This is a genomic window from Methanobrevibacter sp., from assembly GCF_045112895.1.
Taxonomy (GTDB): domain Archaea; phylum Methanobacteriota; class Methanobacteria; order Methanobacteriales; family Methanobacteriaceae; genus Methanocatella.
On record NZ_JBGUIH010000043.1, the window covers coordinates 50,705 to 76,140 of the forward strand.

Below are 25,436 nucleotides of genomic sequence, written 5' to 3' on the forward strand. Positions count from 1 at the left end.
AGAATTAATTTATATTTAATGAAAGATGAAAATGTTGACCGCCCACAGGCAATGAAAATCCGAAAAGATATTCAGGAGGCCATGACCTTTTCGCTTCCAAACAAAAAGTTCTGTGAAAAGGAAATTGATTTGGTGGAAATCGATATCGGACTTGACAATTTAGGCTGGAACTTCCAGAACTTCAGGATTCTAAATTTGACCGATATCCATCTGGGCCAATGGATTAATCCCCAATATCTAAATGACCTTGTGGACTATGTCAACACCCTGAACGTAGACATGATTACATTGACCGGAGATTATGTTTCATATGTCATTGATGGATATGAAATATCCTTGGAAGAATCCTTCAGCAAGCTAAAAGCAAAATATGGCAAATTCGGAGTATTGGGAAATCATGACCATTGGATGAATCCCGATAAAATCAGAGAAATATTTAAAAATTCCGAGATAGTTGATTTGAGCAATGACGTATACACACTTGAGAAAGATGGAGATTTCTTAAATATCTGTGGCGTTGACAGCTCTACAGTCTGTGCGGATAATTTAGACAATGTATTGGCCAAGATGAGGGAGGATACTCCAAGCATTCTGCTTGCCCATGAACCGGATTTTGCAAAGGAATCCTCGAAGACTAGAAAGTTTGACCTGCAGATTTCCGGCCATTCGCATGGAGGGCAGTTCATAATACCAAAATTTGAAACCACCCCATTTAGAGGCCCAGATTCCAGAAGATACCCCGTTGGACTCTACAAGGTTAGAGGAATGACCCAGTACACAAGCAAAGGCCTTGGAACAAATTCCTTCAGAATAAGGATAAACTGCAAACCCGAAATTACAATAATAACGTTAAAGACCAACAAAAAACAAAAGATTGAGATAAAATGATAAAAAACAGAATTATTTCATCACTTAGAACAATAATATCAACATCATTGCTTGTAATAGCTGATGTTATCGCGATATATGCGGTGGACATTCTCAGTGCAGACTTTACAATCGGCCCATGGTATAATGCAATCATCATAGTGGTTGCAGTTGCAATAGCCAATGCATTATTATGGCCGATATTCAGAAGATTCTTCATGAAAATCATCATATTCACATTCGGGATTGGATCTCTTCTAATCAACTCGCTCATATTTTTTATCGCATCACTATCCATTCCAGGGGTTACAGCCGGCATTTATGGGATTTTAGAAGTCCCGATTGCAATGGCAATCGCCACAACATTCATTACAAACATTACCAACTCAAGTCACTATGACATTTACATTAAAAACCTCTTAAAATTTGCTCTCGGCAAAAAGACACCTTATAAAAAGAGATATTCGGGCGTTATTATGCTTGAAGTGGATGGCCTGTCAATAATTACCTTAAAGAAGGCAATTGACAAAGGAATGATGCCCAACATTAAAAAGTTCATTGACGAGAGAACACACACGTTAAAGGGCTGGGAAACCGACTTGTCTTCACAGACCGGTGCAAGCCAAGCCGGAATATTGCATGGAAACAACAGGAACATCATAGCCTATAGATGGGTTGAAAAAGAAAGCAACAATAAAATCGTTGTTTCAGGAAGATTAAGTGATGCACCGGAAATCGAAAAGAAAATCAGCAATGGTGACGGTTTGCTTGTCAACGGTATCAGTATTGCAAATATGTTTTCCGGAGACAGCAAAATCCCTACATTAACCTCTTCCAAACTAGACGGTTTGAAAAAAATATACAATAAAACCTTGGATGCAGTATTTTTGGATGCATACAACTTTCAGAGATTATTTATTATGTTTTTATGGGACATTCTCCTTGAATTGAAGTCACAGGCAATCCATTACCTAAGAAATATCAGACCCCGCATTAAAAGGAATTTCGTTTATGCTGCAGTCAGAGCAGGAGCTAATGTGGCCTTAAGGGAGGTGACAACCGACGTTTTGACAAGCGAGATATTGGCCGGAAACATTGACACCGCCTATGCAACATTCATGGGTTATGACGAGATTGCCCACCATTCCGGAGTGCAGGACGATGACGTGTGGGGGGCCCTAAAAAAGATTGACCATCAATTTGCTAAAATCACCTCTGCAATAGAAATGAGTGACCGGGACTATAAATTGGTTATTTTGTCAGACCACGGCCAATCAAACGGCGCTACATTCAAGCAAAGGTATGGAATTACATTGGGAAACTATGTAAGGAGGTTGCTTCCCGATGATTTGAAAATATTCAAAACCGCCTATAACATTGACCACTTTAGGGATGCAGTCATTCCAGAAAACAAGCAAATAAGAAACATAAAGGAAAAAGTAGGAGACATTCGCGACGGTTTATTTGAAGATAGCGACTCCTTGCAGAACATCAAAGGACAACTTGATAAAAGAAAGCCTGAAATAATATTTGAAAATAAGAAATATCTGAATTTGAGAAAGAGATACACAAATAGCCTGGATTACATCAGAGGCTATGAAAGTATGGAGCAAAGCACAAAGAAAGCAGAGGATTCTGAGTTAATAGTATTGGGTTCCGGAAATCTAGGCCTAATCTATCTAACACAATGGAAAGAAAGGCTGAATTATGAAGAAATTGTTATGCTATTTCCAGATTTGATTCCGGGCCTTGTAAAACATCCTGGAATTGGATTTATACTTGTAGATTCAATAACCAACGGTGGAATGGCAATAGGTCAGAATGGAATCTACTATTTGGACAGTGATGAAATTGTAGGTGAAAACCCACTTGAAGGCTTTGGCGAAAATGCTGCAATGCATCTAAAACGTGAAAACTCCTTTGATAATATGCCTGACATTCTGGTAAACAGTTTCTATGATTCCGAAAACAATGAAGTATGTGCCTTTGAGGAGTTGGTTGGATCACATGGCGGCCTCGGGGGAGACCAGACAAAGCCGTTCATCCTATATCCTTCAGATTGGACCGATCCCGGCGAATTGATTGGAGCCGCTTCAATATATTCGTTCCTGAAAAATGAGATTGATGAATTAAAATCTTAATAACAAGTTACTACATACCATTTAACAAGACAACATTTATGAAAATATTTAAAACTGATGATTGAAATGACTGGAAAAATTTATATTATTGGAATCGGACCCGGTGCAAGCGAATATCTGACCAAAAAAGCAATCGATACCGTTAAAGCTAGCGACTATACTGTCGGAAGTACACGTGCGATTGAATTGTTTGATGATGTGCAGAATAAAATCGCATTCAATGTAAAGGAATTGCTCGACAAACTTGAGGAAGGAGTCGGACTGGCCTGCAACGGAAATGCCGTTTCAATATTGTCAACAGGAGATCCCGGTTTTTCAGGCGTTTTGAATACCGTTTTGAGAATTTCAGCTGAAAAGGGTTTTCCAAAAGAAAGCATCGAAGTGATTCCGGGAATCAGCTCCCTTCAACTTGCGGCTGCAAGATGCCACATCCAATGGGACAGCGCCAACGTGATGACATTCCATGGAAGGGAAAACATAGAAGAGATTCTGCCGGTCATCAACAATGGAAAAACAACAATCGCCCTTCCTTCAAGAAAGGTCAAGGATATGGCACAATTCCTGATTGACAATGGAGTTGATGAGAATCGTGAAGTTACAGTCTGCGAGAGATTAAGCTACCCGGACGAAAGAATTGTTGATGCCAACTTAAAAGAGATTGCCCAAAGTGAATTTACATATATGTGCATTATGGTCATCAAATAGAACAATTTATGCTTAAAAACCATTTTAAATATCATTTACTATTTATTTTTAAAATTAAAGTTTATATGTTCGAGATATCATACTTTAATCGTTAATTAAATGAAAAATTAACAATTAAGGTAGGTACTATGAACAGGAAAATAAACACCATATGTTTCATTTTCGTTTTTCTTTTTTTGATTGGTGCCGTGTCGGCTGCAAACAGTGAAAATGAAACAATAGCAAGTATCGAACAACCTGACCCGAATCAGGACTTATGTAGATTAAGTGTAGAGAAAAATGAGGAAAAACTTGAAGCCAACAATGTCGAAACTGAAAAATTGGGAGCAACATCCACTGTTAAAAAAGAAAAAGTTACATTGACTGCCCCTAATTTAAAAATGTACTATAAAGACGGAAGCAAATTTAAAGTAACTGTGAAAGACAAAAACAAAAAAGCAATACAAAAAGTAAATGTTAGAATTAAAATAAATGGTAAAAATTATGATAAGCTAACTGACAATAAAGGCACTGCATCCCTTAACATAAAACTAAAAAGTGGTAACTATGTCGTTTTAACGAACTTTGCTGGGACCGGAAAATACTATAACCAATCGGTAAAAAGCAATATTACCGTTAAAAGCACAATAAAATGCAGTGACTTTACAAAATACTATAAAAATACTGCATATTACTCCTCTACTTTTTATAATCAAAAAGGAAACCTGCTGAAAAATGCTGATGTCAAATTTAAATTAAACAACAAAGCGTATTCAGTGAAAACCAATGCCAAAGGCCTTGCTAAATTATCCATAGACTTAAAGCCTGGAAAATACAGCATTTCATCAATTAATCCCAAAACTTCAGAAAGCATTACAAAAGCCATTACGATAAAATCGTTGCTCAAAACTAAAGATTTGATAATTTATGAAGGAAATGTTGGCAAATTCAATGCTAAAATTCTCAACAGCAATGGAAATGCATCAGCCAATAAGAAAATTACGCTAACAGTTGATGGAAAATTCTATACGAAAACTACAGATAAAAACGGAATTGCAAGTCTAAAAGTCAATTTAAAAGCCGGAAACTATACCATAACCACGGAATATGGCGGGCTTAAAAATAAAAATAAGATAACCGTGAATAAACCGGCAATTCAAAGTGAATACATCCATACAACATTGATACCTAATTATGTTAATGTTACGGCAAATTACGTATACTACAATTCCGCCTATTCATTAAAAACAGGATATTATGGAATTATAAAAATGCCTAAAAACGAAGTATTTCTTATCCAGATAGGATCAAATACCTACAGATTCTCCACAACTAAAATTGACGGTGTTGATTCTACTGTAATCGGTTACAAAAGCCATCTGATTCCATTTGATGGGAGTGAAATTAAAAGCGACATCGACAAAAGCAAACTAAAAGGAAATGGAATAATCATATCAAGGCCAACGGGATATACCCAAATCGATTATCAGAGCAAAACCAAAGCCAATGTTGAACTATTTGGATTTTATGCAAGCAAAGGAGCGGAATCATCCGAAACATTGACCTACATGGAAAATGATAAAGTGACGGCCAAAATCACATTCCTGACCTTAAGCTACGATGAATTAGGATTAAGATACAGCCTATCCAAATTCTATGGAAAAACAATCTATGACTTCAACTACAGAAGCTACGATGAAATAACAAATCACAATACTGCATCGATAAGATTTACAAATACTGGAAAACCCGTGACATTTAGCTATTTTGGAAAAAATATTGTAGGATATCCTTCAAAAGAAGACATCATAACAAAATTTAAGATTAACGGCAAAGAAGAAAAGGAAAAAACGGAAAGCATAAGCTATGGATTAAGTGAATACTACAGAAACACAATGGGCTTTGAAGTCCTACAGGCATACAGCATCATCAATGAAAGGATTAGTCGAAATATTTTAGAGAACTGGATTTCAAAAAATTCGATTTATTTAAACAGATATGGAGTAATGAATGTTTATGGAATGCATTTAGCCTCTCTTGAAACTATCTGGCTTGCCGATGAGCTTGCAGACAAGCATGCCAAAGATTACAATGTCAAATGGGAAAGAAACAAAACCCTAACTGTTTTAGGAGGAATAAACCTGGAAGACACGTATCTGGATATCTTAAATACAGATATGGGTATGAATGTGACTGGAAATAGTGCAAAAAAGGTCATTTTATTCAGAATGATGAATTCCATTTATCTTCCATATCTAGAGGACTATTCCTTAGATAAAGTCTCAAAAAGATTTGGAGATAATGCAATGAACTCTTTAGACAGCATTTACAATGCAATCAAGAAAAAAAATTTCAGCCTTGTGCAATGGGGCGATTTGTTGTATTTATTTGCAGAGGATGGAAGCAATTCCGCAATGGCAATGAATATCACAAGCGGAATAACCCATGTGATTATTAAAAAGGGAAATGACACATACAAAGGATCTGCACTTTCCACAACCAACGACTGCTGCGGAGTTGGAATGATTCCAAATGACATCATCAAAGGCATTAAGGAAACATTGAAATATTCATCACCCACTACGTACCTATTATCTGACAAATTTAGCAAGATTCATCCATTTAGCCTAATAGTTTACAGCGTGATTACTGCAATCGTTAAAAAGGCATCAACTGGAGTTACGTCATTGAGCTTGGGCTTGTTTGCTACGATGGCATTGACCCAAACGGTTGGAGTCAAATATCGGGACATGTCGAATCAGAACGACTGGCATGAAATGATGGACAAGGTCACCTTCACAAGACCTGGGTATCTGCAGGGAAAGAAAATATACAATATCCCAAATAAAAAGGGCGGAACTGACTATATTGAAGTCAAAATCAAAGATGATTTGACATTGGACAGGGATAATGCAGTCTACATCAGCAACGGGAAAACAAAACAGTTAACAAAACAGGAAACATACAAATATTTCTGTGAAGATACATGGACGCCGTTTAGCATGCCATCGAAATATTGGGATAAAAGCTGGAAAGGTTGATTTAAATGGGATTGATAGAAAAATTCAGAAAGCAACATGTGCTAATTCAAATTCTTGACATTCTATTCATTATTGTCTTGATTTATGAGACAATAACAATGGAATTTCATTCAATAACCATAGTAATACTCTTTTTGCTGTTCTTTATTCCATTTTGTCAGGAATTTTTCAAAAAAGAAGAATGAAAGTTAAAATAATAACTATTTTAACTTATTTTTTATTTTTTTACAATTGAATAGCTTCTTGGGTAACTTCATCGTTGTCTTCGCCGTCATAGAGGATGTGAGCCAATTTCAATAGCTTTTCCTGACCTTTGACTTCATCCTTGAACAATGGAATTTCAGCGATGTGCTGGTCTGGGAACTTTTGGTCGATTAATGCCAGACGTTTTTGCTGCAACTTATGTCTTGAGTGGCAGAAATCACAATCGCTAATATCAGGCATCACCTGGTTTACAATAACACTGTCAACGGTAATGTCGAATTTGCTTAATGCCTCCAGAGCCCTTTCTGATTCGTAGATTGACATCTCTTCAGGAATTACGACCATCTTGAATGTGGTTCTGTCAGGGTCGGACAAAATGGCTTTTGCCTTGTCAAGCTCATCTTTGGTTCTCTGCAAATCTTCAGAAGTCTGAGGATCATCAACCGCATCCATGAACGGCATGATTTTCTTTAAGGCATTTGTTGCAGTGCCCAATTTTGCCTTAAGCATCATCATTTTGCCAACCCAGGAGTCCATTACTTCCGGGAATGACAACAATCTTAAGGTGTGTCCTGTTGGAGCTGTGTCAAATACTACAACATCATACTCGTCTGAGTTCATTACGCCCATGAACAATTCAAATGCTGCCGCTTCATCGGCACCCGGTGAGGCTGATGCCATATCCAATTGGTCGGATAGGAAATCCATACCGAATAAACTGCCTGCATCATCCGGATTGGCTGCCTTTTGAGCTTCCAATTGTGCTTGCTTTTGAGCCATTGCAACTTCAGGGTCAATTTCAACTGCGAACAAATTGGTTTTTATCTCACGAGGGTAGCTTCCAATCGGCACTTCAAGTGAATCTGACAGGGAATGTGCAGGGTCTGTTGAAACGATTAAGGTTTTTTTGCCTTGTTCAGCCAACCACAATGCAGTAGCGGAAGATACTGAAGTCTTTCCAACTCCTCCTTTTCCCCCTACGAAAATGAATGTTGTTTGATCTTTATTGAATTTAAAATAATCTTTAAATGCCATGAGTTTACCTCCTTTAATAAACTTACTTTTAGTAACTAAATGTTATTTAATTCCTTTTACTATATAAAGTTAGTTATTATAATCTTCATTAATGAAGACAAATATTATACTTTAATTTAAGAAGTAAAATCTTCCAGAAGGACATAATGATTGTGCAATATTTTGTAAAATATTTATTACACATGGAAACCTTCATTTTAAACAATTTTTGAAAAATTTAAAAATCATTTTTAAAACCAATCCTCCCGACTGCATAATATAATTTATTAATTAATAATTACAAACTATTCTATGTATGAATGATAAGGTTGGTGAAAACATTAGCGAAATTCCAGAACTGAACTGTGAAAAGACAAGAAGCAGCATTGTTGAATTCATCAAATCAAAAGTGTCCGAATCCAAAACCGATGGAATCGTCATCGGTTTGAGCGGTGGAATTGATTCAACCCTTGCAGCCTACCTTTCATGTGAAGCAGTCGGGAAAGAGAATGTATTTGGAATTACATTACCATCCGCTACAACACCGACAGAGGACAATATTCATGGAATTGAAATAGCCCAAAACCTAGGAATCGACTATAGGGAAATAGGCATCGATTCCATTTTAAACGAATATCTGTCTGCAACTCAACTTGACAATGACAATCTGGCTGTCGGAAATCTCAAAGCCAGAATCAGAATGTCAATCATTTATTATTATGCCAATCAGAAAAACTACCTGGTTTGCGGAACCGGCAATAAAAGCGAAATCCTAATAGGGTACTTTACAAAGCATGGGGATGGTGCATGCGATATGGAACCGATTGGCGATTTGTACAAAACTGATGTTTTCAAATTAAGCGAATTTATGGGAATTCCAACAGAAATAATCTCAAAGCCTCCGCGTGCAGGATTATGGGATGACCAAACCGATGAAGCGGAAATTGGAATGAGCTACAATCTGCTTGATCAGATTTTATATCTTTACTCTGAAAAAGATATGAAAACTGGTGAGATAGCTGAAAAACTGGATATTTCAGCTGATGACATTGACATGATTATTACAAAAATCAAAAGGAGCGAGCACAAAAGCAAAGTTCCTGAAAGTCCTTTAAAAACAATCTTATAAGGGTGATTTAGTGAGCGAAAATATTGAAAAGAAATGGCAGAAAAAATGGGCTGATGCAAAATTATTTGAATCTGACCCTGATGAGAGAGAAAAACTATACCTTACCGTTGCTTTTCCATACCCTAGTGGTGCAATGCATATAGGTCACGGCCGTACATACACAGTACCGGACGTTTATGCAAGATTTAAAAGAATGGAAGGTTACAACGTATTATTCCCAATGGCATGGCACGTAACCGGCGCTCCTGTTATTGGAATAGCTGACAGAATTAAAAGAAAAGACCCATGGACACTTGACCTCTACCACAGAGTGCATGGTGTTCCTAAAGAGACTTTACCTAAATTGGAAGACCCTGAATTCATCGTCAAATACTTCTCCACCGAATATCATGAAGTAATGGATGAAATGGGTTATTCAATCGATTGGAGAAGAGAATTCAGGACAATCGATCCGACCTACAAAAAATTCATCGAATGGCAGATTACAACCTTGCATGAAAAGGGATTGGTTGCAAAAGGGGAACACCCTGTAAAATACTGTCCGAACTGTGACAACCCTGTCGGAGACCATGACTTGCTTGAAGGTGAAGGAGTGGCCGTCAATGAACTTACACTCTTAAAGTTCCCTATTGAAGACAAGATTCTCGTGACAGCAACCTTAAGGCCTGAAACCATCGTTGGAGCAACCAACATTTGGTTAAATCCTGATGTGGAATATGTTTTAGTTGATGCGGAAGGTGAAAAATGGGTTATTACAAAAGAAGCTCACTATAATTTAAAAAATCAAATCAAAGATTTGGAAATCATCGAAGAAATTGACCCTAACGATTTAATCGGTAAAATGGCTACAAATCCATTCTTAGGAAATGAAATCCCAATCTTCCCAGCAAGCTTTGTAAGTGCATCCTACGGAAGCGGTGTCGTATTTTCCGAACCTGCTGATGCTCCGGCAGACTACATTGCCCTTCAGGATTTGAAAAACAATGATGAACTAATTGCCAAATACAATTTGGAAGGCATCGTTGAAAATGTTCATCCGATTCCTGTCTGTACCCTCAAAGGCTATGGGGAAATCCCTGCAGCCGACATCATCGAAAGACTTGGAATTACAGACCAAAACGATGAAAAACTGCACGAAGCTACTAACGAATTATACAAACAGCAGCACAGCAAAGGTACAATAATTGAATCAATACCAGATTTCGGAGGCATGAAAGTTCGCTTTGCTCGTGAAGAGTTAAAGGAAAAATTAATTTCACAGAACATGGCTGCAATCATGTACGACTTTGCTGAAAGACCTGTTATCTGTAGATGCGGCAACAACTGTGTCGTCAAAATCATGGATGACCAATGGTTCATGAAATACGGTGATGAAGAGTGGACCGAAAAGACCTTAAACGTCCTTGAAGGCGAAACTATCATTCCAAAGGAATTGAAGAACAACTTTGACTACTACATTAACTGGCTTGATGACTGGGCATGTTCCAGAAAAGTTGGACTTGGAACAAGACTCCCTTGGGACAATCAATGGCTGATTGAACCTTTAACAGATTCAACAATCTACATGTCATACTATACAATTGCCAAATACTTAAGGGATATGAACCCTGATGATTTGAACCTTGCCTTCTTTGATAAGGTATTGCTCAACAAGGATTCCGGTGAAATAACAGTGCCTGCTGAAAAAGTCAAGGAAATCCAAGATGAATTCAACTACTGGTATCCTCTTGACTGGAGATTGTCCGCAAAGGATTTGGTAGGTAACCACTTAAGCTTTTTGATGTTTGCACATAGCGCAATCTATCCTGAAGACAAATGGCCAAAAGGAACTGTAGTATTCGGTATGGGTCTTTTGGAAGGAAACAAGATGTCCTCATCAAAAGGTAATGTAATCTTACTCAAAGATGCAATCAACGATTACACTGCCGATGTAGTAAGGCTCTTCCTGATGGCATCAGCCGAACCATGGCAAGACTTCGACTGGAGAGAAAAGGAAGTTCTTGGAACCAAAAGAAGACTCGAATGGTTTAGGGAATTTGCAGCCAGAATTGAAGAAATCAAAGGCTCTCCTCTAGACTTGAGCAATATCGAAGAAGTTGAATTGACCCGTACCATCGACTTATGGATGATCAGCCAGCTTAACGAACATATCAAAAAATCAACTGAAGCTTTAGAGGTCTTCCAAACCAGACAAGCTTTGCAGAATTCATTATTCCTGCTTAAAAAGGATGTTGACCACTATCTATATCGTGTAAAACATATAATTGATGATAAGGATCCTGCAGTAATCTACGTCTTGTCAACTGTCTTGGAAGCTTGGATTAGGCTCCTGGCGCCATTCACACCTCATACTTCAGAAGAGCTATGGTCAGCCTATGGCGGAGAAGGCTTTGTAAGCGAAGCTGCATGGCCTGAATATGATGACTCACTAGTAAGTCCTGAAATCGAAAAATCAGAGGAACTGGTTGAAAATATCATCAAGGACATTGCACACATCAAGCAGATGGTCGGAGACGATGTCGAAAAGGTACACATTTACCTTGCTCCTGACTGGAAATGGGACTTGTACAAAATAGCTGATGAGGTTGGAAAACCGGACATCGGCCAAATTATGGGTAAAGCTATCGCAGCCAATATCTACGATGACAAAAAAGAGATAGCTATGGTAGCCAAAAAAATCGGTAAGGAAATAACAAAAACAAGATACATCGGAAAAATAAACGAAGAGGAAATCTTGAATGATGCTTTAGACTACATAAAAGAAGAATGTGGCAATGAAGTAATTATCCACACCGATGACTCATACGACCCACAAAACAAGGCCAAAAATGCAATGCCTTATAAACCTGCATTATTCATGGAATAATTCACTTATTCCAACTCTTTTTCTTTTTTACTTGCCAAATGCTTATATTCTTTATAGATATTACCAATACCACGATATTCGACTATAAATGCCAACATATCAGTTATTACACCTATCAAAATACCAAAAACGCCATAAGTGGTAAACAATCCATTGATGAAGACCAAAATAACAACAGCCGCTACGATTTTTGTATAATCTGCAGCGTATTCCTTCCATCCAATTATATCGATTGTATCTTTAATCCTAGGAAAATCAAATGCCTCTTTGAGTTTTCCGCCATCCGCCAATATCGCCAAAGCGATTTCCATGAAGAATATTGTGCCGTAAACAATCATGAGCCCCAGCAGGATAAACAATATGAAACTAATTGGATCATGCTCAAAAAACAGTGCTATTGTCTCATGAAGATTTAAAATCAACTCCTCCAAATCAAATTCTGGGAAATTGAACACTAAAGAAATCAAGCCCAAAGCTGAAGCCTGGATAGTCAAGTAAAAGGTATAGACAACTGTTCCCTTTATGCCAAAATTAACCAATTCCTTAAGTTTTATTTTAGGTAGACATGTACCTCCATTGATTACATCCTGAGTAACCTTTAGCCCATAGCCCAATACTACCAAAAGAACTATTAATGAGGTAGACTTCATGAGTCCGCCAACCTTATTCAATAAGACTTCAAATAGGATAAACTGAGCAAGCACGTAAAGGCAAAATATTTTATTTTCCGTACAATATCTAACCGAACCCTTCAACATTGCATTTGGCATTTTTTCTACTCCTATATTATAAAATTTATGAGAGAGTAGTTAATTAACTTTTTGAAAAATCTATCATAAATAAAAAAAAAAAGTAAAAAAATTACTCATAATAAGTAATTATAATTTCCTAGCAAATACAATGTATCCGCTATGGCCAACCATGCGTGTCTTTGGCCTTACGCCCTGCGGCCTGACTTCCAATCCGCGCTCCAAAGTTTCAAATATCTCAATGTCAAAAAATCCGAGTTTTTTGGCGACACGGTAGGAAACTTCGGCCTGATCAATGTATGGTGCATAAACGGCCAGCCACCCGCCAACGTTTAAGGCATCCCAAACATCCTCAAATATCTCAAACGGCTTCGGTAAATCCAAAAAGACCAAATCTATGTTATCCTCCTCGATTCCATCCTTGATGTCCTGATTCTTAACATGGATGTTGGTTATTCCGAACCTGTCAATGTTCTTTTGGGCAACTTCCGCAAAGTCTTCCCTTATTTCATAGGTGAACACTTCACCTTCGCTTCCCACAACATTTCCGAAATTAAGTGCAATGGCGCCTGCACCGGTTCCGGCATCGACTACTCGGCAGCCTGCCCCCAATCCTGTGTGAGCCAAAACCTGCCCGATGTCCTTTTGAATCAATATGGAACATCTCCTATCCATTATGTCAATGAAATCGTTGATGTTGGGTTTCATGATTTTAAATGTGTGGTCCAAATGGCTTTTAACCTCATCACCGATTTCGGCATTATCCAAAACATCGGCTTTGACAATGCCCAAGTCGCTTTGAAAATCTTCGCCAGGCTTTAAAACATATTTCTTGCCACGTTCATCTAAAATCATCTTCATAGTCTATACCTCATTTTCTAATTCTGCTAATCTTTTAACTCTTTTTAAGGAATCCGGGTGAGTGGATAACAATTCCATGATTCCATTCTTTCTTGAAATCTTAACATCTGAATTTGCAAGTCTTCTCAGCTCATCATCGGATACTCTTCCATCACCGTCAAAGTCTATTTGCCGGAAATCATTGACATCATGCTTAGCATTATTTATATCATTGACAAAGAATGCACGATTTGTATTTAAATCAGCGATTGTTTGGTCATTGCATTTTGCAGCCCCATAAGATAACTTATATAATGCAGATACCAATGCAACAGGCCTGTTTCCAAACTCGACACTTGCTTCATCAGCATAATATTCCCTTATCCTGGAAATGAACAATACCAATAGCTGACCTACAAGATAGAATACATAACCTAAGATTCCAATGATGATTGTTCCTCCGTTGTCCCTGTCTCCTGAAAACATGAATCCCAATGCAATATAATAGCAAATCATTGGAATGACACTTACAACAGTAGTTACAATCATGTCATTATGTTTTATATGGCCCATTTCATGACCGATTACTGCTCTTAACTCATCACGATCAAGCAATCCTAAAATCGGACGGGTAATTGCAATATGACCGCTTCTTTTGGATCTTCCATAAGCAAATGCATTTGGAATATCCACTTCAGACAGACCCACCTCAGGCTTTGGAATGCCTGCCTCATCGGCCAATTCCTGAACCATCTGATGAATATGAGGGGCTTCAGCCTCGGACAATGGCCTTACATTCATGGAGCGTTTCACTAAGCTTGGTCCAAACCAGTACTGCAAAAATACGATTACGAGGCTTGCAACCAGCCATATCATATAGCTGCCAACCCCCAGATATGATCCTGCAACCATAACCAGGATATAAACGATTGTAAACATTAAAATGGATGTCATCCACATTCTTAGCTTAAGTTTCCATGTGCCTTTCATGATTAACACCTTGAATTTTTCATAAACATTACTTTTCAAATGCTCACTGTAATTATATATCTATTTAATTTCATACATTAATAAAAGTTAAGCAAAAAATAATTTAACAACCTAGTACATAAATGTTACTATAAGATAATGGTGATTAAATGAGCGGACCATGGGTAGAAAAATATAGACCACAAAAATTAGAAGACATTGTAGGACAAAAGCAAATCGTAGCAAGATTACAAAAGTATGTAGGCGAAGAAAGCATGCCTAATCTAATGTTTACAGGTCCTGCAGGTGTCGGTAAAACAACCACAGCCTTAGCACTGGTAAAATCCATTTTAGGAGAATACTGGAGACAAAACTTTTTGGAATTGAATGCATCCGATGCAAGAGGAATCGACACAGTAAGGGATCGCATCAAAAATTTCTGTAGATTGAAACCTGTAGGAGCCCCATTTAGAATAATATTCCTGGACGAAGTCGACAACATGACAAAAGACGCTCAGCACGCGCTTCGTCGAGAAATGGAAATGTATACAAAAACCGCTTCATTTATACTCTCCTGTAACTACTCATCAAAAATTATTGACCCTATCCAATCAAGATGTGCCATATTCAGGTTTGCTCCAATCAAAGGAGAAGAAATCAAGGAACGTTTGCAATTCATCTGCGACAATGAAGGCTTTGAAACTACAGATGAGGGACTTGATTCAATCGTCTACTTTGCCGAAGGGGACATGAGAAAAGCTGTGAATGTTCTGCAGGCTGCAGCCTCAGAAGGAGAGGCAATAACTGAAGATGCAGTTTATGAAGTTGTTTCAAAAGCTAAACCACAAGATATTGGAAACATGATAAACCAAGCCCTTATGGGCGATTTCATGGCTGCCAGAAATATCCTAAGAGACACAATGGTTTTGCAGGGAACCAGCGGAGAGGACATGGTAACTCAAATCTATCAGGACGTTTCCAAAAGAGTAATTGAAGGCAAAATGGATGCAGGAATATACATGGACCTGATTGAAGCGATAGCAGAATGCGATTTTAGAATTAGAGAAGGAGCCAATCCAAGAATACAACTTGAAGCACTACTCACCCAATTCTTATAAGGTATAGAAATGTTATGGACTGACAAATACCGACCGCAAAGTCTCGAAGAAGTGGTCGGCAATAAAAAAGAGATTAAGATAATCACAGATTGGGTTAAAGCTTGGAAGTCAAATGACCCTCAGATACCGCTGCTTTTAGTTGGACCTCCGGGAATCGGAAAAACTACATTGGCACAAATCATTGCAAAAGAGTTTTCAGAGTATATTGAACTTAATGCCAGTGACAAACGTTCCCAAGATGTAATCAAAAGTACAATCGGTGAGTCATCATCTTCAAGGTCCCTTTTTGGAGATGAATACAAATTAATCATTCTAGACGAAGTTGACGGTATTCATGGAACTAATGACCGTGGTGGCGTAAAAGCCATCGGGGAGATAATCAAAAGCTCAAAACATCCAATGATTTTAATAGCTAACGATTTTTATTCAAAGAGATTGCAGTCCATCAAGCCGAAATGCCAAGTAATCAAAATGAAAAAGTCAAGATGGAATTCAATTTCTGCACTTTTAAGAAAGATTGCTCAAGCAGAGGGAGTTGAAGTGGAACCTGCCGCCTTAAAGGAAATAGCAGTGAAATCCCAAGGGGATGTGAGATCTGCCATTAACACCCTACAGGCACTGGCTGACAAGGACCATACATTAATAGTTAGCGATGTTGAAAATATGGTCACTAAAGACACCCGTTCCGACATATTCAATGCCATTACTGCAGTATTAAAAAGCAAAACTCCTGCACATGTTAAAGAAGCTCTATGGATTGAAGAAGACCCTACACTTGTTATGGAATACATTGCAGAAAACATTCCAAGAGAGTATAAGAAAAAAGATGAAATTAAAAAGGCATATGATTACATTTCAAAGGCAGATATCTTCTTTGGAAGGACAAATGTAAGCAGAAATTACGGTTATTGGAAATATGCGACTGACTTCATGGGAATTGGAGTAAGCAGCTCCAAGCATGAAACCTACAAGAAATTCACAAAAATCCAGACCCCAACAATCTTTACAACAATGAGCCGTAACAGAGGTAAAAGAAACCTAAGAGACGACATTGCCCAAAAGATGTCTGATAAAATGCATATCTCACATTCAATAGCCATTTCAATGTTTCCATACCTCGAAATAATGTTTAAAAACGATGAGCTTGCCTGGGAAATTTCCGACTTTTTAGACCTTGAAGAGACTGAAATCAAACGGTTCAGATCTAAAAAGATTCCTAAAAAAGTCGTTGATAAAATGGAAAAACAGAAAGCTCAAATGAGAGTTGAAGAACGTGACAGACGTGCAGAAGAGCTCAAAAATCAAATGATGAATGTTGTTCCAGAAGTTGAAGAAAGTAAAGAAGAGGAATTGCCGTTTGAAATTCCTGGCCTTGAAACAACTGAAGTTGAAAAAGAACCTTCCCCTGAACCAGAAGAAGAAATTACCGAAGAGCCTGAAATTGTGGAAGAACCTCAAGAAGAAAAAGTTGAAGAGAAAAAAGAGAAAAAGAAAACCGACAAGCAAGTTTCATTATTCAGTTTCTAGTTTATTTTCAATGAATTCGGCCGCCTTTACAACGTTTTCCCTATATTGCGGAGCGACATCTTCCAAAAATTCGGAAAATGAATTAGCCAGCTCATTTTTATTTTCACTTTCCAGAATATCCTGACCGTCCATCTCCAAAAATGAATTGATCCAATCCAAAGGAACATTAATCAATGGATAAACTTCATTCGGCTTTCTAGAATAGCTCAAACCATCACCGGAAAAAATACCTTCAAAGATATCATTTACCTGGTCATCCAAAATCAATGGATTGACTTTAAAGTCATATTCCCCTTCGTAAACGAGTTCCACACCATATTTGCGGGTATAAGGCTCCATAAGCAATTCAATGATGAAATTATCTTCCGGCATTAAAATGCATGAATTCGGCTCAATTTCCAGAGCCAAATGCTTTGATGATTTTGAACAAATCTTTTGGAACAGCTTATTTCTTACAACTTCGATTTCAGGATACTGCTTCATAAAGGTAGCTTCGCGTGCTCTTGAAAACTTTGAAAATCTTAGATTGTTAATGTAAATCTTTTGTGGAGTATATGAAATGAAACGAGTGTCCACTCCGATTATCTTCAGAAATTTCAATACATCCTTTTTAGATGTTGAAAATTCCTCTTTTTCATCATTGAATCCTGAAACATCAAACATTAAATCCATATTATCATTCTAAGCTAAGCGTATCTTTTAGAGCATTCTCCATCACATCAACAGGAGCATCTCTGCCAGTCCAAATCTTAAAGCTTTCGGCCCCCTGGTAGAGCAGCATTTTAATTCCATAAACCGGCTTTGCACCTGCTTTAATGGCTTCCTTTAAAAGTACAGTTTCATTAGGATTGTAAACTGCATCGAATACGACCAAATCCTCGTGCATATCCTCTGCAAAAGCAATAGGGTCATCGTTGATGTTAGGATGCATTCCAATTGGGGTTGTATCGACCAAAATATCTGCATTGGCCAAACAGTTGCCTATTTCAGATATTGAATCTGCTTTAACATCTCCAATCAGGCCAGAGTCTGAAACATCACTAGCTAAACTTTGAGCCTTTCGAACATTCCTGTTTAATATTGTCAAAGACTGGGCACCATATTTTGCAAGGTAAAATGAAATGGCCCTTGATGCGCCGCCTGCACCTGCAACAACGACCTTTTTATTTTGGATAGAATTCACTTCTTCAATTGCTTTAACGGCTCCTATTCCATCGGTGTTGTAGCCTTTCATATCTTTAAAATCAATTGTATTTACTGCACCAATCAATCCAGCAACTTCATCGATTTCATCCAAAAATTGCATTACTTCAATCTTGTGGGGAATTGTGACATTGAATCCTTTGATATTGAGGGATTTTGCACCATCGACTGCTGAGTGCAAATCCTGAGGATTAACATCGAATGCAACATAAGCATAATCCATTCCCAATGCATCGAATGCCGCATTATGCATCGGCGGCGAGAAGCTGTGTTCCACCGGATGACCTATTAATCCTACAATATTTGTACTGCCTTTAATTTTCATATAATATTTAATTGATTAACAAAGATTATATAACTTTGCAGATACAAATCTTAATTATAATATATCTTATCAAAGGAGTGTAAAAATGGAATTTACAAGACCAAGAGGTACAAGAGATTTCTTATTTGAAGAGATGAGAGAAAGAAAGCAAGCGGAAAGTACCTTAAGAAAAGTATTTGAAAGTTACGGTTATCAAGAGATTCAAACACCATTATTTGAAGAATTGAAATTATTTACAACAAAATCCGGAGATGAAATTGTAAACCAATTATACAATTTCAAAGACAAATCAGACAGAGAATTGACATTAAGACCTGAAATCACCGCTCCGGTTGCCAGATTATACTTAAACGAACTAGAAAAAACAACTGCAAAGCCTATTAAACTATATTATTACGGGAGCTGTTTCAGGTATGAAAGGCCTCAAAAAGGCAGATTCAGACAATTTTGGCAATTCGGCTGTGAATTGATTGGTGCCAAAACACCGCAAGGCGAAGCTGAAGTCATTGCTTTGTGTACAGATGCGATAAACGCTTTAGGAATCACTACAGCTGATGTCAACATCAACCATTTGGGAATCATCAGAGGACTGTTCCAACATTTCGACATTTCAGCTGAAACCCAAAGCGAAATCATGGTTGTCATCGATAAGGGGGACAAGGATTTGCTTATTGAATCCTTAAGTGGAGACGAACCAATAATCGATAATGATGAGCTTAACCAAATATTGTTAAAACTGATTGATCTTGTTGGAGACAAATCCATCATTCCTGATGTTGAAGAGTTGATTGCGCCTTATGATGAACCAAAGGAATCACTGGAAGAACTCAAAGAATTAATCGCATTGCTAGAAGCATTCCAAGTTGAATACTATACCCTAAACTTGGGTGTTGCAAGAGGGCTCGATTACTACACAGGAATCGTGTTTGAAATCTATGTTCCGGAACTTGGCGCCCAAAAGCAGATTTGCGGTGGAGGCTCATACAGTTTAGTCAAGCTCTTCGGAGGTAAGGAAGTCGAATCAACCGGTTTTGCTCTAGGATTTGACAGATTGATGAATGCTATTGAAGAGTTGACCGAGAAAGATGAATTGCCTTCCCACTTGGATGTTTATGTAGCCCCTATTTCAGCCGATGTTAGGCCAAAAGCATTTGAAATTACTCAGCTTTTAAGAAAGAACGGCTTTAAAACCGATGTGGATTTGAACGGCAAAAAATTCAAGAAACTGATGAACTACGCCGATAAGATAAAAGTTGAAAAAATGGTTATCATTGGCGCTAATGATTTAGCAGAAGGCAAGGTTACCGTTAAAGATATGATTAGCGGTGAACAAAGCTTGGTTGATATTGATAACATCATAGATTACTTAAAAGAGGAATGAAAATGGAAATCAACTTCAGACATGAAATCAATGGCATCAAAGTGATTACCGCCATCGCACAGGATGCAAAAACAAATCAGATATTGATGCTGGCAAACATGAACAGGGAAGCGTTGATTAAAACCATTGAAACCGGCAAGGCCCACTATTGGAGCACTTCAAGAAACAAGCTATGGCTTAAGGGCGAAAGTTCAGGACACTTCCAGGAAGTTAAAGAGATTCTTGTAGACTGCGATATGGATGCAATCGTTTTGAAAATCGAACAGACCGGTGCGGCTTGCCATGAAGGATACCGTTCATGCTTCTTTAGAAAGCTGAACACAGAAAATGAAGTTGATATTGAAGACTTAAAAGACGAAGACTTGGAAGTCATTTTAGAAAGACTTGTTAACCCAGAAGATGTGTATTAAATGAAATGTATTATACCCGACACAAGCGCTGTCATCATAGGTGCAGTAAGCAAATTGATTGAAGAGGAAGATTTGGATTATCCTGAAATCATTGTGCCTGAAGCGGTTGTCTGTGAACTAGAACACCAGGCCAATGCCAACAGGTCTGAAGGCCGAAAAGGTTTAAAGGAATTGCAGAAATTGCAAGAGCTCCAATACGAAGGGGAATTGTCCGTTAGCTTTAAAGGAAAAAGGCCAACCAATTATGACATCAGATATGCCAAAAGCGGTGAAATCGACAGCATCATAAGGGACTTGGCCAGAAGCGAAATGGGAACTCTCCTCACAAATGACAAAGTGCAGGCCGAAACCGCTAAAGCCCAAGGAATCCCTGTCTACTATTACAAACAGGAATATGTTGAAAAGCCTCTTTCAATAGAAAAATTCTTCGATGAAAATACGATGTCCATTCACCTAAAGGAAAATGTGGTTCCAATGGCTAAAAAGGGAACACCTGGACACATCGATTTTGAAGTTTTGAATGAAAAGCGCTATTCCTACAAAGAGCTTAAGGAGATAGTTGATGAGATTCTTGATAAGGCAAAAAGCGACCCGAAAACCTATTTGGAAAGTGAAAAGGAAGGCTCCTTTGTAGTTCAGTCAAGGGAATACAGAATTTCAATAGCTTACCCCCCATTTTCAGAGGCTTTGGAAATTACTATCGTGAGGCCTGTTGCCAACATAAGCCTGGATGAATACCGCCTGTCTGAAAAATTATTGAACAGAATCAGAACCAGTGCTGAAGGAATACTTATTTCAGGTTCACCCGGTGCCGGAAAATCAACATTTGTGCAGGCTATCGCCAAATATTATTCATCAAAACTAAATAAGATTGTAAAGACCATGGAATCTCCAAGGGATTTGCAGCTTCCAGATGAAATAACTCAATATTCACCATTGGAAGGAAGCATGGAAAATACTGCCGACGTGCTGTTGCTTGTAAGGCCGGACTATACAATTTATGATGAGCTGAGAAAGAACAGCGATTTCAGCATCTTTGCCGACATGAGACTTGCTGGTGTTGGAATGATCGGAGTCGTCCATGCAACCCGCCCTATAGATGCAATCCAAAGAATCGCTTCAAGAGTGGAACTTGGTGTGATTCCTTCAATTGTTGATACAAGCATCTACATTGAAGACGGTAAGGTCACAAGCGTTTATGAGACAAAAATGACCGTTAAGGTTCCGACTGGAATGAAGGAAGCGGATCTTGCAAGGCCCGTCATTGAAGTAAGGGACTTCGAAACCGGCGAGCTTAAAAACGAAATCTACACATACGGTGAGCAAACCATCGTAATGGACATGGACTTGGTCAATGGAACTTCCCAAGACGAACATTACAAGTCCTCAGTCGACAGAATTGCCGAACAGGAAATCTTAAGAAAGATTAAAAAGATTCTTCCTAAAAAATCCAAAGTTGAAGTTGAGGTAATATCCCCTGAAAGGGCAAATATCTATATTCCAGAAGAATTTGTTCCAAAAATCATCGGAAAAAACGGCAAACGTATCGCCGAGATAGAGGAAAAGGTAGGAATAAGCCTTGGCGTTGAAGTGATTGAAGGCAAGCCTATTAACAAAAATCCTTTTGAAATTGATATAATACATACCAATAAACAATTGATTTTGGAATTGGGAAAAGATAACGGGAAAAAGAATTTTGACATTTTAATAAGCGGGGAATACTTGCTTACCGCTACCACATCTAAGAAAGGTGAAATTAAACTCAAAAAAGGAACAGAACTATCTGATCTCATTATTGAAGCTATTGAAATGGGATTGGAAATTACTGCTGTTCAAAAATAGTGATATTATGAAAATTGGAGCATCCACACTTGCAGGAATAGAACATGATTTAGAAAATGCCTTGGAATTTATTGAAAATCTAGGGCTTGAATACGCTGAACTCGTACATCAGCACCCTAGTGAAAATATTGACATTGAACTATTAGAAAGTTTTAATTTAAAATATTCGATACACGCCCCATTTATGGATGTCAATATTGCATCACTGCAAGATAAAAGCAGATTAAACTCAATTGAACAAATAAAAACATCCATTGATTTAGCAAATGAAGTCAATTCTGAAGCCGTTGTTGTTCATCCCGGATTGGCCTCATTTTTAGCGCACAAATACTTTCTAGATGATGTTTATGATGCTGCAAATGAAGCAATTAAGGAAATTGGCGAATATGGGCAAGATTTAGGAGTATTGACAACTATTGAAAATATGCCAACATTCGATGCTATGATTTATTACGACTTGTATGACCTGCATGAACTTCTCACAAGCTATGATATGTACATGACATTAGACATTGGCCATGCCAATCATGCAGGATATCCTGCAAATGAAATGTATTTTGATTCAATTAAACACATACATATCCATGATAATTTTGGTGATGAAGACGATCACCTTGCATTAGGTGAAGGCTCTATTGATTTAAAATACATAGTCAACACTTTAGAGAAAAATAATTATGACGGCATCTACATCATTGAAGTAAATGACTATGATTCCATCAAAAACAGTTATAGATACATGAAAGAAAACTTTTAAAGAAGTCTTTTTTCTTTAATTTCCTTTTTAAAGTAAAGATATTTTGAATCCAAAACATGCCTAATGTTTTGAGCTGTTTTTAAACCGATACCTTCAACTTCCTGAAGCTGCACTTCAGAAGCGTTTAATATATTGGCTACAGAGCCGAAATGCTCCAGCAGATTCTTAGCATTGACAGGTCCAATATTGGGTAGAGATTCCACAATAAAGAGCTGCTGTTCAAGCAAGCTAACTGGTTTTTTATCTGTTCTAATTTGAATAGGTGTTCTTTCACCATTCTGTTCTCTCACAGCTATCCTTTTTATCATAGCTGCAGTATCCTGAGCATTTCTAGTAGGTATGATGCTTATTCCAAAATCAATTGCAATAGATGCAAGCGCACCCCGAATGGCATTCGGATTGACCATGCCAGCATATAAATCGTCCCCCTCCAAAATCATCAGAGGACATTTAAACTCTTCTGATAGTTCACGGGCCTGTTTAAACAATCTTTTATCAATCAATGATTCGACAAAATCCTTGGCTGTTTTTCTCTCAATGGCTACTTCATCACTTACCTGATAATCTGCAACTGCCATTGACTGAACCTTAACATCAATTTCCATTTCAGTCAAATGTCTGATGACTTTAGAGTTGCCTTCACGTGAATCAGCATATACAACTGGGAAATTATTCTCCTTTTTAGGTCTGTCAATGACCTTAACGTTTTTTTCGTTTTCCATTCTCTCAACCGCAGAGGCATTCAATTCTTCCAATACTTCAGGATCGATTAACTGATTTTTCATGCGATCCTCTTTTCTAATGCTTGACCAGTAATAAGCTTCGTCCCTTGTTCCATTAGTGATCAATACTTTTACACGGCCGGTTCTCTTACGGCCGGTTCTGCCACGCCTTTGAATCATCCTGACTTCAGATGGAACCGGTTCATATAAAACAACCAAGTCAACGGCAGGAATATCAATGCCCTCTTCAGCTACGCTAGTTGAAAGCAATACATCATATTCGCCCATTTTAAATGACTTGATTATGGCTTTTTGTTGTTTTTGGGTTAAACCCTTTTCACCATCCTTTGATGCTTGACCGAAGAATTTGGCGGACTTGATTCCCTCTTTTTCAAGTTTCTGATGAATCATCTCAAGGGTATCCCTATATTGTGTAAATACCATTATCTTAGATGAATGCTCATCGCTTTTGTCATCAAAGCGTGTGGTTTTAAGTTTTGTCTGGCCATCTCCAGCACCCAATTCCTTTTTAAGAATTTTTGTAATTTCCCTAAGCTTAGGGTGTTCCCAGCCATTCTTTTCAGCATCCTTTGCCATTTTGACAGCACGACCAAAATTGTCATCCATCATCAATGACCTTGCCGCTTTGGTTTTCTTTTTACGTAGCCTTGCAACATACCTATTGAATGTCTGGATGCCTTGGGTTTCAATAAGTTCCTGAGCATGCTGAATATTGATTACAGCGCTTAAAATGGAAATGGCCTGGAACAAATCCTTATCTGGATTGGTTGTTCTTGCAATTTCGCCCTGAACTCTTGACCTTGCCTTTAAAATATCCACTTTACCAACAGACACTGTTCTGATAATGCCCATATTCTTTAAAGCTTTGAGCCTGACTTTTAAAGATTTATCAACATATGACTTTATCTTTTCAAGCTCACTGCTCATCTTAACCCTAACCCACTCGATTTCTACCGGATTGAAGTATGGTTTTACATCTGCATCGTCTTCGGTCTTGACAACGATGTTCTGTATATACAAGTTTTGGCAAACTTCCTTAATCTTAAACTTATCAGAACCGGGAGAAGCTGTCAGTCCCAATATCAAATTAAACTTAGATTCCTGGACATATCTAGATGCCAAATAAACATAGGAATATGATCCAACACCATGGTGGCACTCATCGAATACGATTAAAGAGACACTGCTTAAATCATAACGGCCATTCAACAGGTCAGACTCAACAGTCTGAGGCGTTGCACAGATGATTCTGGACTCTTCCCATCTTTTAATTCTCTCATCTGTCTTGACGGCACCGGTGATGGATGTGCATGGGAGATTGATAAATTCTTTAAAACTAGCTTCATGCTGTATCGCCAATGGTTTTGATGGGGCTAAAACAAGCACTTTGGAATTTTTAACCTTATGTAACCTATCAGCAGCAACCAAAATAGCTACAATTGTCTTACCCAATGCTGTTGGTGCAACAACCATAGTATTTCCTTTCTTTAAAACATCCCCTGCAAGAATCTGTTGATATAATCTGGATTCTATTGCATCTTTTTTTAATAGAGGATGATTAATATAACTAGCCATAACAAAACCCATATAATTTTTATTTGGATAAATTTACAGTAAAAGAATTTA

20 protein-coding genes are annotated in these 25,436 nt (G+C 37.9%); 13 read left to right on the forward strand and 7 right to left on the reverse strand.

The genetic code is table 11. The features are described from left to right. Positions 1-18 precede the first annotated feature (18 nt). The 5 genes from ACJMLD_RS07945 (at position 19) to ACJMLD_RS07965 (ending at position 6,918) form a co-directional block, all read left to right on the forward strand. Positions 19-888 carry a metallophosphoesterase gene (locus tag ACJMLD_RS07945; protein ID WP_405270272.1) on the forward strand — a complete coding sequence of 290 codons (870 nt, stop codon included), beginning with the start codon at positions 19-21 and terminating at the stop codon, positions 886-888. Further along, a complete protein-coding gene (locus ACJMLD_RS07950) occupies positions 885-3,008 on the forward strand; it encodes an alkaline phosphatase family protein (protein WP_405270274.1) in 2,124 nt (707 codons plus the stop codon). The genes ACJMLD_RS07945 and ACJMLD_RS07950 overlap by 4 nt, the downstream gene beginning before the upstream one ends. Before the next feature lie 66 nt (positions 3,009-3,074). Then, on the forward strand, positions 3,075-3,713 hold the full coding sequence (locus tag ACJMLD_RS07955) for a cobalt-precorrin-7 (C(5))-methyltransferase (RefSeq protein WP_405270276.1): 639 nt from the start codon (positions 3,075-3,077) through the stop codon (positions 3,711-3,713). Between the two features lie 128 nt (positions 3,714-3,841). Beyond that, on the forward strand, positions 3,842-6,733 hold the full coding sequence (locus ACJMLD_RS07960; RefSeq protein ID WP_405270278.1) for a hypothetical protein: 2,892 nt from the start codon (positions 3,842-3,844) through the stop codon (positions 6,731-6,733). A 5-nt stretch (positions 6,734-6,738) separates the two neighbouring features. Then, the gene (locus ACJMLD_RS07965) at positions 6,739-6,918 is read left to right on the forward strand and encodes a hypothetical protein (protein ID WP_405270280.1); all 180 of its coding nucleotides are present in this window, start codon (positions 6,739-6,741) and stop codon (positions 6,916-6,918) included. Positions 6,919-6,958: 40 nt separating this feature from the next. Here the strand turns inward: ACJMLD_RS07965 and ACJMLD_RS07970 are convergent, their stop codons facing one another. Continuing rightward, on the reverse strand, positions 6,959-7,972 hold the full coding sequence (locus tag ACJMLD_RS07970; RefSeq protein ID WP_405270282.1) for an ArsA family ATPase: 1,014 nt from the start codon (positions 7,970-7,972) through the stop codon (positions 6,959-6,961). Between the two features lie 319 nt (positions 7,973-8,291). On the opposite strand from ACJMLD_RS07970, the gene ACJMLD_RS07975 reads away from it, so the two are divergent. Then, positions 8,292-9,080 (forward strand): NAD+ synthase, encoded by a 789-nt coding sequence (locus ACJMLD_RS07975; RefSeq protein WP_405270333.1) that lies wholly within the window; start codon positions 8,292-8,294, stop codon positions 9,078-9,080. A gap of 10 nt (positions 9,081-9,090) precedes the next feature. Beyond that, positions 9,091-11,946, forward strand: coding sequence for a leucine--tRNA ligase (gene leuS, locus ACJMLD_RS07980; RefSeq protein WP_405270284.1), 2,856 nt, complete (start codon positions 9,091-9,093; stop codon positions 11,944-11,946). Between the two features lie 5 nt (positions 11,947-11,951). On the opposite strand, the gene ACJMLD_RS07985 is transcribed toward leuS, so the two are convergent. The 3 genes from ACJMLD_RS07985 to ACJMLD_RS07995 form a co-directional block, all read right to left on the reverse strand. Beyond that, positions 11,952-12,716: a DUF4013 domain-containing protein gene (locus ACJMLD_RS07985; protein ID WP_405270286.1), complete on the reverse strand. Its 765-nt coding sequence runs from the start codon at positions 12,714-12,716 to the stop codon at positions 11,952-11,954. A gap of 108 nt (positions 12,717-12,824) precedes the next feature. Beyond that, positions 12,825-13,556 carry a tRNA (adenine-N1)-methyltransferase gene (locus tag ACJMLD_RS07990; RefSeq protein WP_405270288.1) on the reverse strand — a complete coding sequence of 244 codons (732 nt, stop codon included), beginning with the start codon at positions 13,554-13,556 and terminating at the stop codon, positions 12,825-12,827. A 3-nt stretch (positions 13,557-13,559) separates the two neighbouring features. After that, on the reverse strand, positions 13,560-14,525 hold the full coding sequence (locus ACJMLD_RS07995) for a zinc metalloprotease HtpX (protein WP_405270290.1): 966 nt from the start codon (positions 14,523-14,525) through the stop codon (positions 13,560-13,562). A gap of 149 nt (positions 14,526-14,674) precedes the next feature. Between ACJMLD_RS07995 and ACJMLD_RS08000 the strand changes: the two genes are divergently transcribed. Together ACJMLD_RS08000 and ACJMLD_RS08005 are read left to right on the forward strand one after the other, a co-directional pair. Further along, the gene (locus tag ACJMLD_RS08000; protein WP_405270292.1) at positions 14,675-15,622 is read left to right on the forward strand and encodes a replication factor C small subunit; all 948 of its coding nucleotides are present in this window, start codon (positions 14,675-14,677) and stop codon (positions 15,620-15,622) included. Between the two features lie 9 nt (positions 15,623-15,631). Next, positions 15,632-17,149, forward strand: coding sequence for a replication factor C large subunit (locus ACJMLD_RS08005; RefSeq protein WP_405270294.1), 1,518 nt, complete (start codon positions 15,632-15,634; stop codon positions 17,147-17,149). Here the strand turns inward: ACJMLD_RS08005 and ACJMLD_RS08010 are convergent. After that, a complete protein-coding gene (locus tag ACJMLD_RS08010) occupies positions 17,135-17,821 on the reverse strand; it encodes an ATPase (RefSeq protein ID WP_405270296.1) in 687 nt (228 codons plus the stop codon). The two genes, ACJMLD_RS08005 and ACJMLD_RS08010, sit on opposite strands and share 15 nt — an antisense overlap. 4 nt (positions 17,822-17,825) lie before the next feature. Beyond that, complete coding sequence (locus ACJMLD_RS08015; protein WP_405270298.1) at positions 17,826-18,677, reverse strand: shikimate dehydrogenase; 852 nt, start codon at positions 18,675-18,677, stop codon at positions 17,826-17,828. Positions 18,678-18,762: 85 nt separating this feature from the next. Between ACJMLD_RS08015 and hisS the strand changes: the two genes are divergently transcribed. Genes hisS through ACJMLD_RS08035 form a run of 4 tightly spaced genes read left to right on the forward strand, consistent with a single transcriptional unit; the run spans position 18,763 to position 23,067 of the window. Beyond that, positions 18,763-20,058, forward strand: a complete 1,296-nt coding sequence (gene hisS / locus ACJMLD_RS08020; RefSeq protein WP_405270300.1) for a histidine--tRNA ligase — start codon at positions 18,763-18,765, stop codon at positions 20,056-20,058. Between the two features lie 2 nt (positions 20,059-20,060). After that, on the forward strand, positions 20,061-20,468 hold the full coding sequence (gene hisI / locus ACJMLD_RS08025; RefSeq protein ID WP_405270302.1) for a phosphoribosyl-AMP cyclohydrolase: 408 nt from the start codon (positions 20,061-20,063) through the stop codon (positions 20,466-20,468). After that, positions 20,469-22,310, forward strand: a complete 1,842-nt coding sequence (locus ACJMLD_RS08030; protein WP_405270304.1) for a PINc/VapC family ATPase — start codon at positions 20,469-20,471, stop codon at positions 22,308-22,310. It begins immediately after the preceding gene. A 7-nt stretch (positions 22,311-22,317) separates the two neighbouring features. Continuing rightward, complete coding sequence (locus ACJMLD_RS08035) at positions 22,318-23,067, forward strand: sugar phosphate isomerase/epimerase family protein (protein WP_405270306.1); 750 nt, start codon at positions 22,318-22,320, stop codon at positions 23,065-23,067. Here ACJMLD_RS08035 and ACJMLD_RS08040 read toward each other — a convergent pair. Then, positions 23,064-25,385, reverse strand: a complete 2,322-nt coding sequence (locus ACJMLD_RS08040) for a DEAD/DEAH box helicase (protein WP_405270308.1) — start codon at positions 25,383-25,385, stop codon at positions 23,064-23,066. The two genes, ACJMLD_RS08035 and ACJMLD_RS08040, sit on opposite strands and share 4 nt — an antisense overlap. Positions 25,386-25,436: the final 51 nt, after the last annotated feature.

Excerpts from the sequence above, each read along its gene's own strand:
- ACJMLD_RS07945 (WP_405270272.1), top strand. The coding sequence starts at position 19 with ATGAAAGATGAAAATGTTGACCGCCCACAGGCAATGAAAATCCGAAAA.
- ACJMLD_RS07950 (WP_405270274.1), top strand. The coding sequence starts at position 885 with ATGATAAAAAACAGAATTATTTCATCACTTAGAACAATAATATCAACA.
- ACJMLD_RS07955 (WP_405270276.1), top strand. The coding sequence starts at position 3,075 with ATGACTGGAAAAATTTATATTATTGGAATCGGACCCGGTGCAAGCGAA.
- ACJMLD_RS07960 (WP_405270278.1), top strand. The coding sequence starts at position 3,842 with ATGAACAGGAAAATAAACACCATATGTTTCATTTTCGTTTTTCTTTTT.
- ACJMLD_RS07965 (WP_405270280.1), top strand. The coding sequence starts at position 6,739 with ATGGGATTGATAGAAAAATTCAGAAAGCAACATGTGCTAATTCAAATT.
- ACJMLD_RS07970 (WP_405270282.1), bottom strand. The coding sequence starts at position 7,972 with ATGGCATTTAAAGATTATTTTAAATTCAATAAAGATCAAACAACATTC.
- ACJMLD_RS07985 (WP_405270286.1), bottom strand. The coding sequence starts at position 12,716 with ATGCCAAATGCAATGTTGAAGGGTTCGGTTAGATATTGTACGGAAAAT.
- ACJMLD_RS07990 (WP_405270288.1), bottom strand. The coding sequence starts at position 13,556 with ATGAAGATGATTTTAGATGAACGTGGCAAGAAATATGTTTTAAAGCCT.
- ACJMLD_RS07995 (WP_405270290.1), bottom strand. The coding sequence starts at position 14,525 with ATGAAAGGCACATGGAAACTTAAGCTAAGAATGTGGATGACATCCATT.
- ACJMLD_RS08000 (WP_405270292.1), top strand. The coding sequence starts at position 14,675 with ATGAGCGGACCATGGGTAGAAAAATATAGACCACAAAAATTAGAAGAC.
- ACJMLD_RS08005 (WP_405270294.1), top strand. The coding sequence starts at position 15,632 with ATGTTATGGACTGACAAATACCGACCGCAAAGTCTCGAAGAAGTGGTC.
- ACJMLD_RS08010 (WP_405270296.1), bottom strand. The coding sequence starts at position 17,821 with ATGGATTTAATGTTTGATGTTTCAGGATTCAATGATGAAAAAGAGGAA.
- ACJMLD_RS08015 (WP_405270298.1), bottom strand. The coding sequence starts at position 18,677 with ATGAAAATTAAAGGCAGTACAAATATTGTAGGATTAATAGGTCATCCG.
- hisS (WP_405270300.1), top strand. The coding sequence starts at position 18,763 with ATGGAATTTACAAGACCAAGAGGTACAAGAGATTTCTTATTTGAAGAG.
- hisI (WP_405270302.1), top strand. The coding sequence starts at position 20,061 with ATGGAAATCAACTTCAGACATGAAATCAATGGCATCAAAGTGATTACC.
- ACJMLD_RS08030 (WP_405270304.1), top strand. The coding sequence starts at position 20,469 with ATGAAATGTATTATACCCGACACAAGCGCTGTCATCATAGGTGCAGTA.
- ACJMLD_RS08035 (WP_405270306.1), top strand. The coding sequence starts at position 22,318 with ATGAAAATTGGAGCATCCACACTTGCAGGAATAGAACATGATTTAGAA.
- ACJMLD_RS08040 (WP_405270308.1), bottom strand. The coding sequence starts at position 25,385 with ATGGCTAGTTATATTAATCATCCTCTATTAAAAAAAGATGCAATAGAA.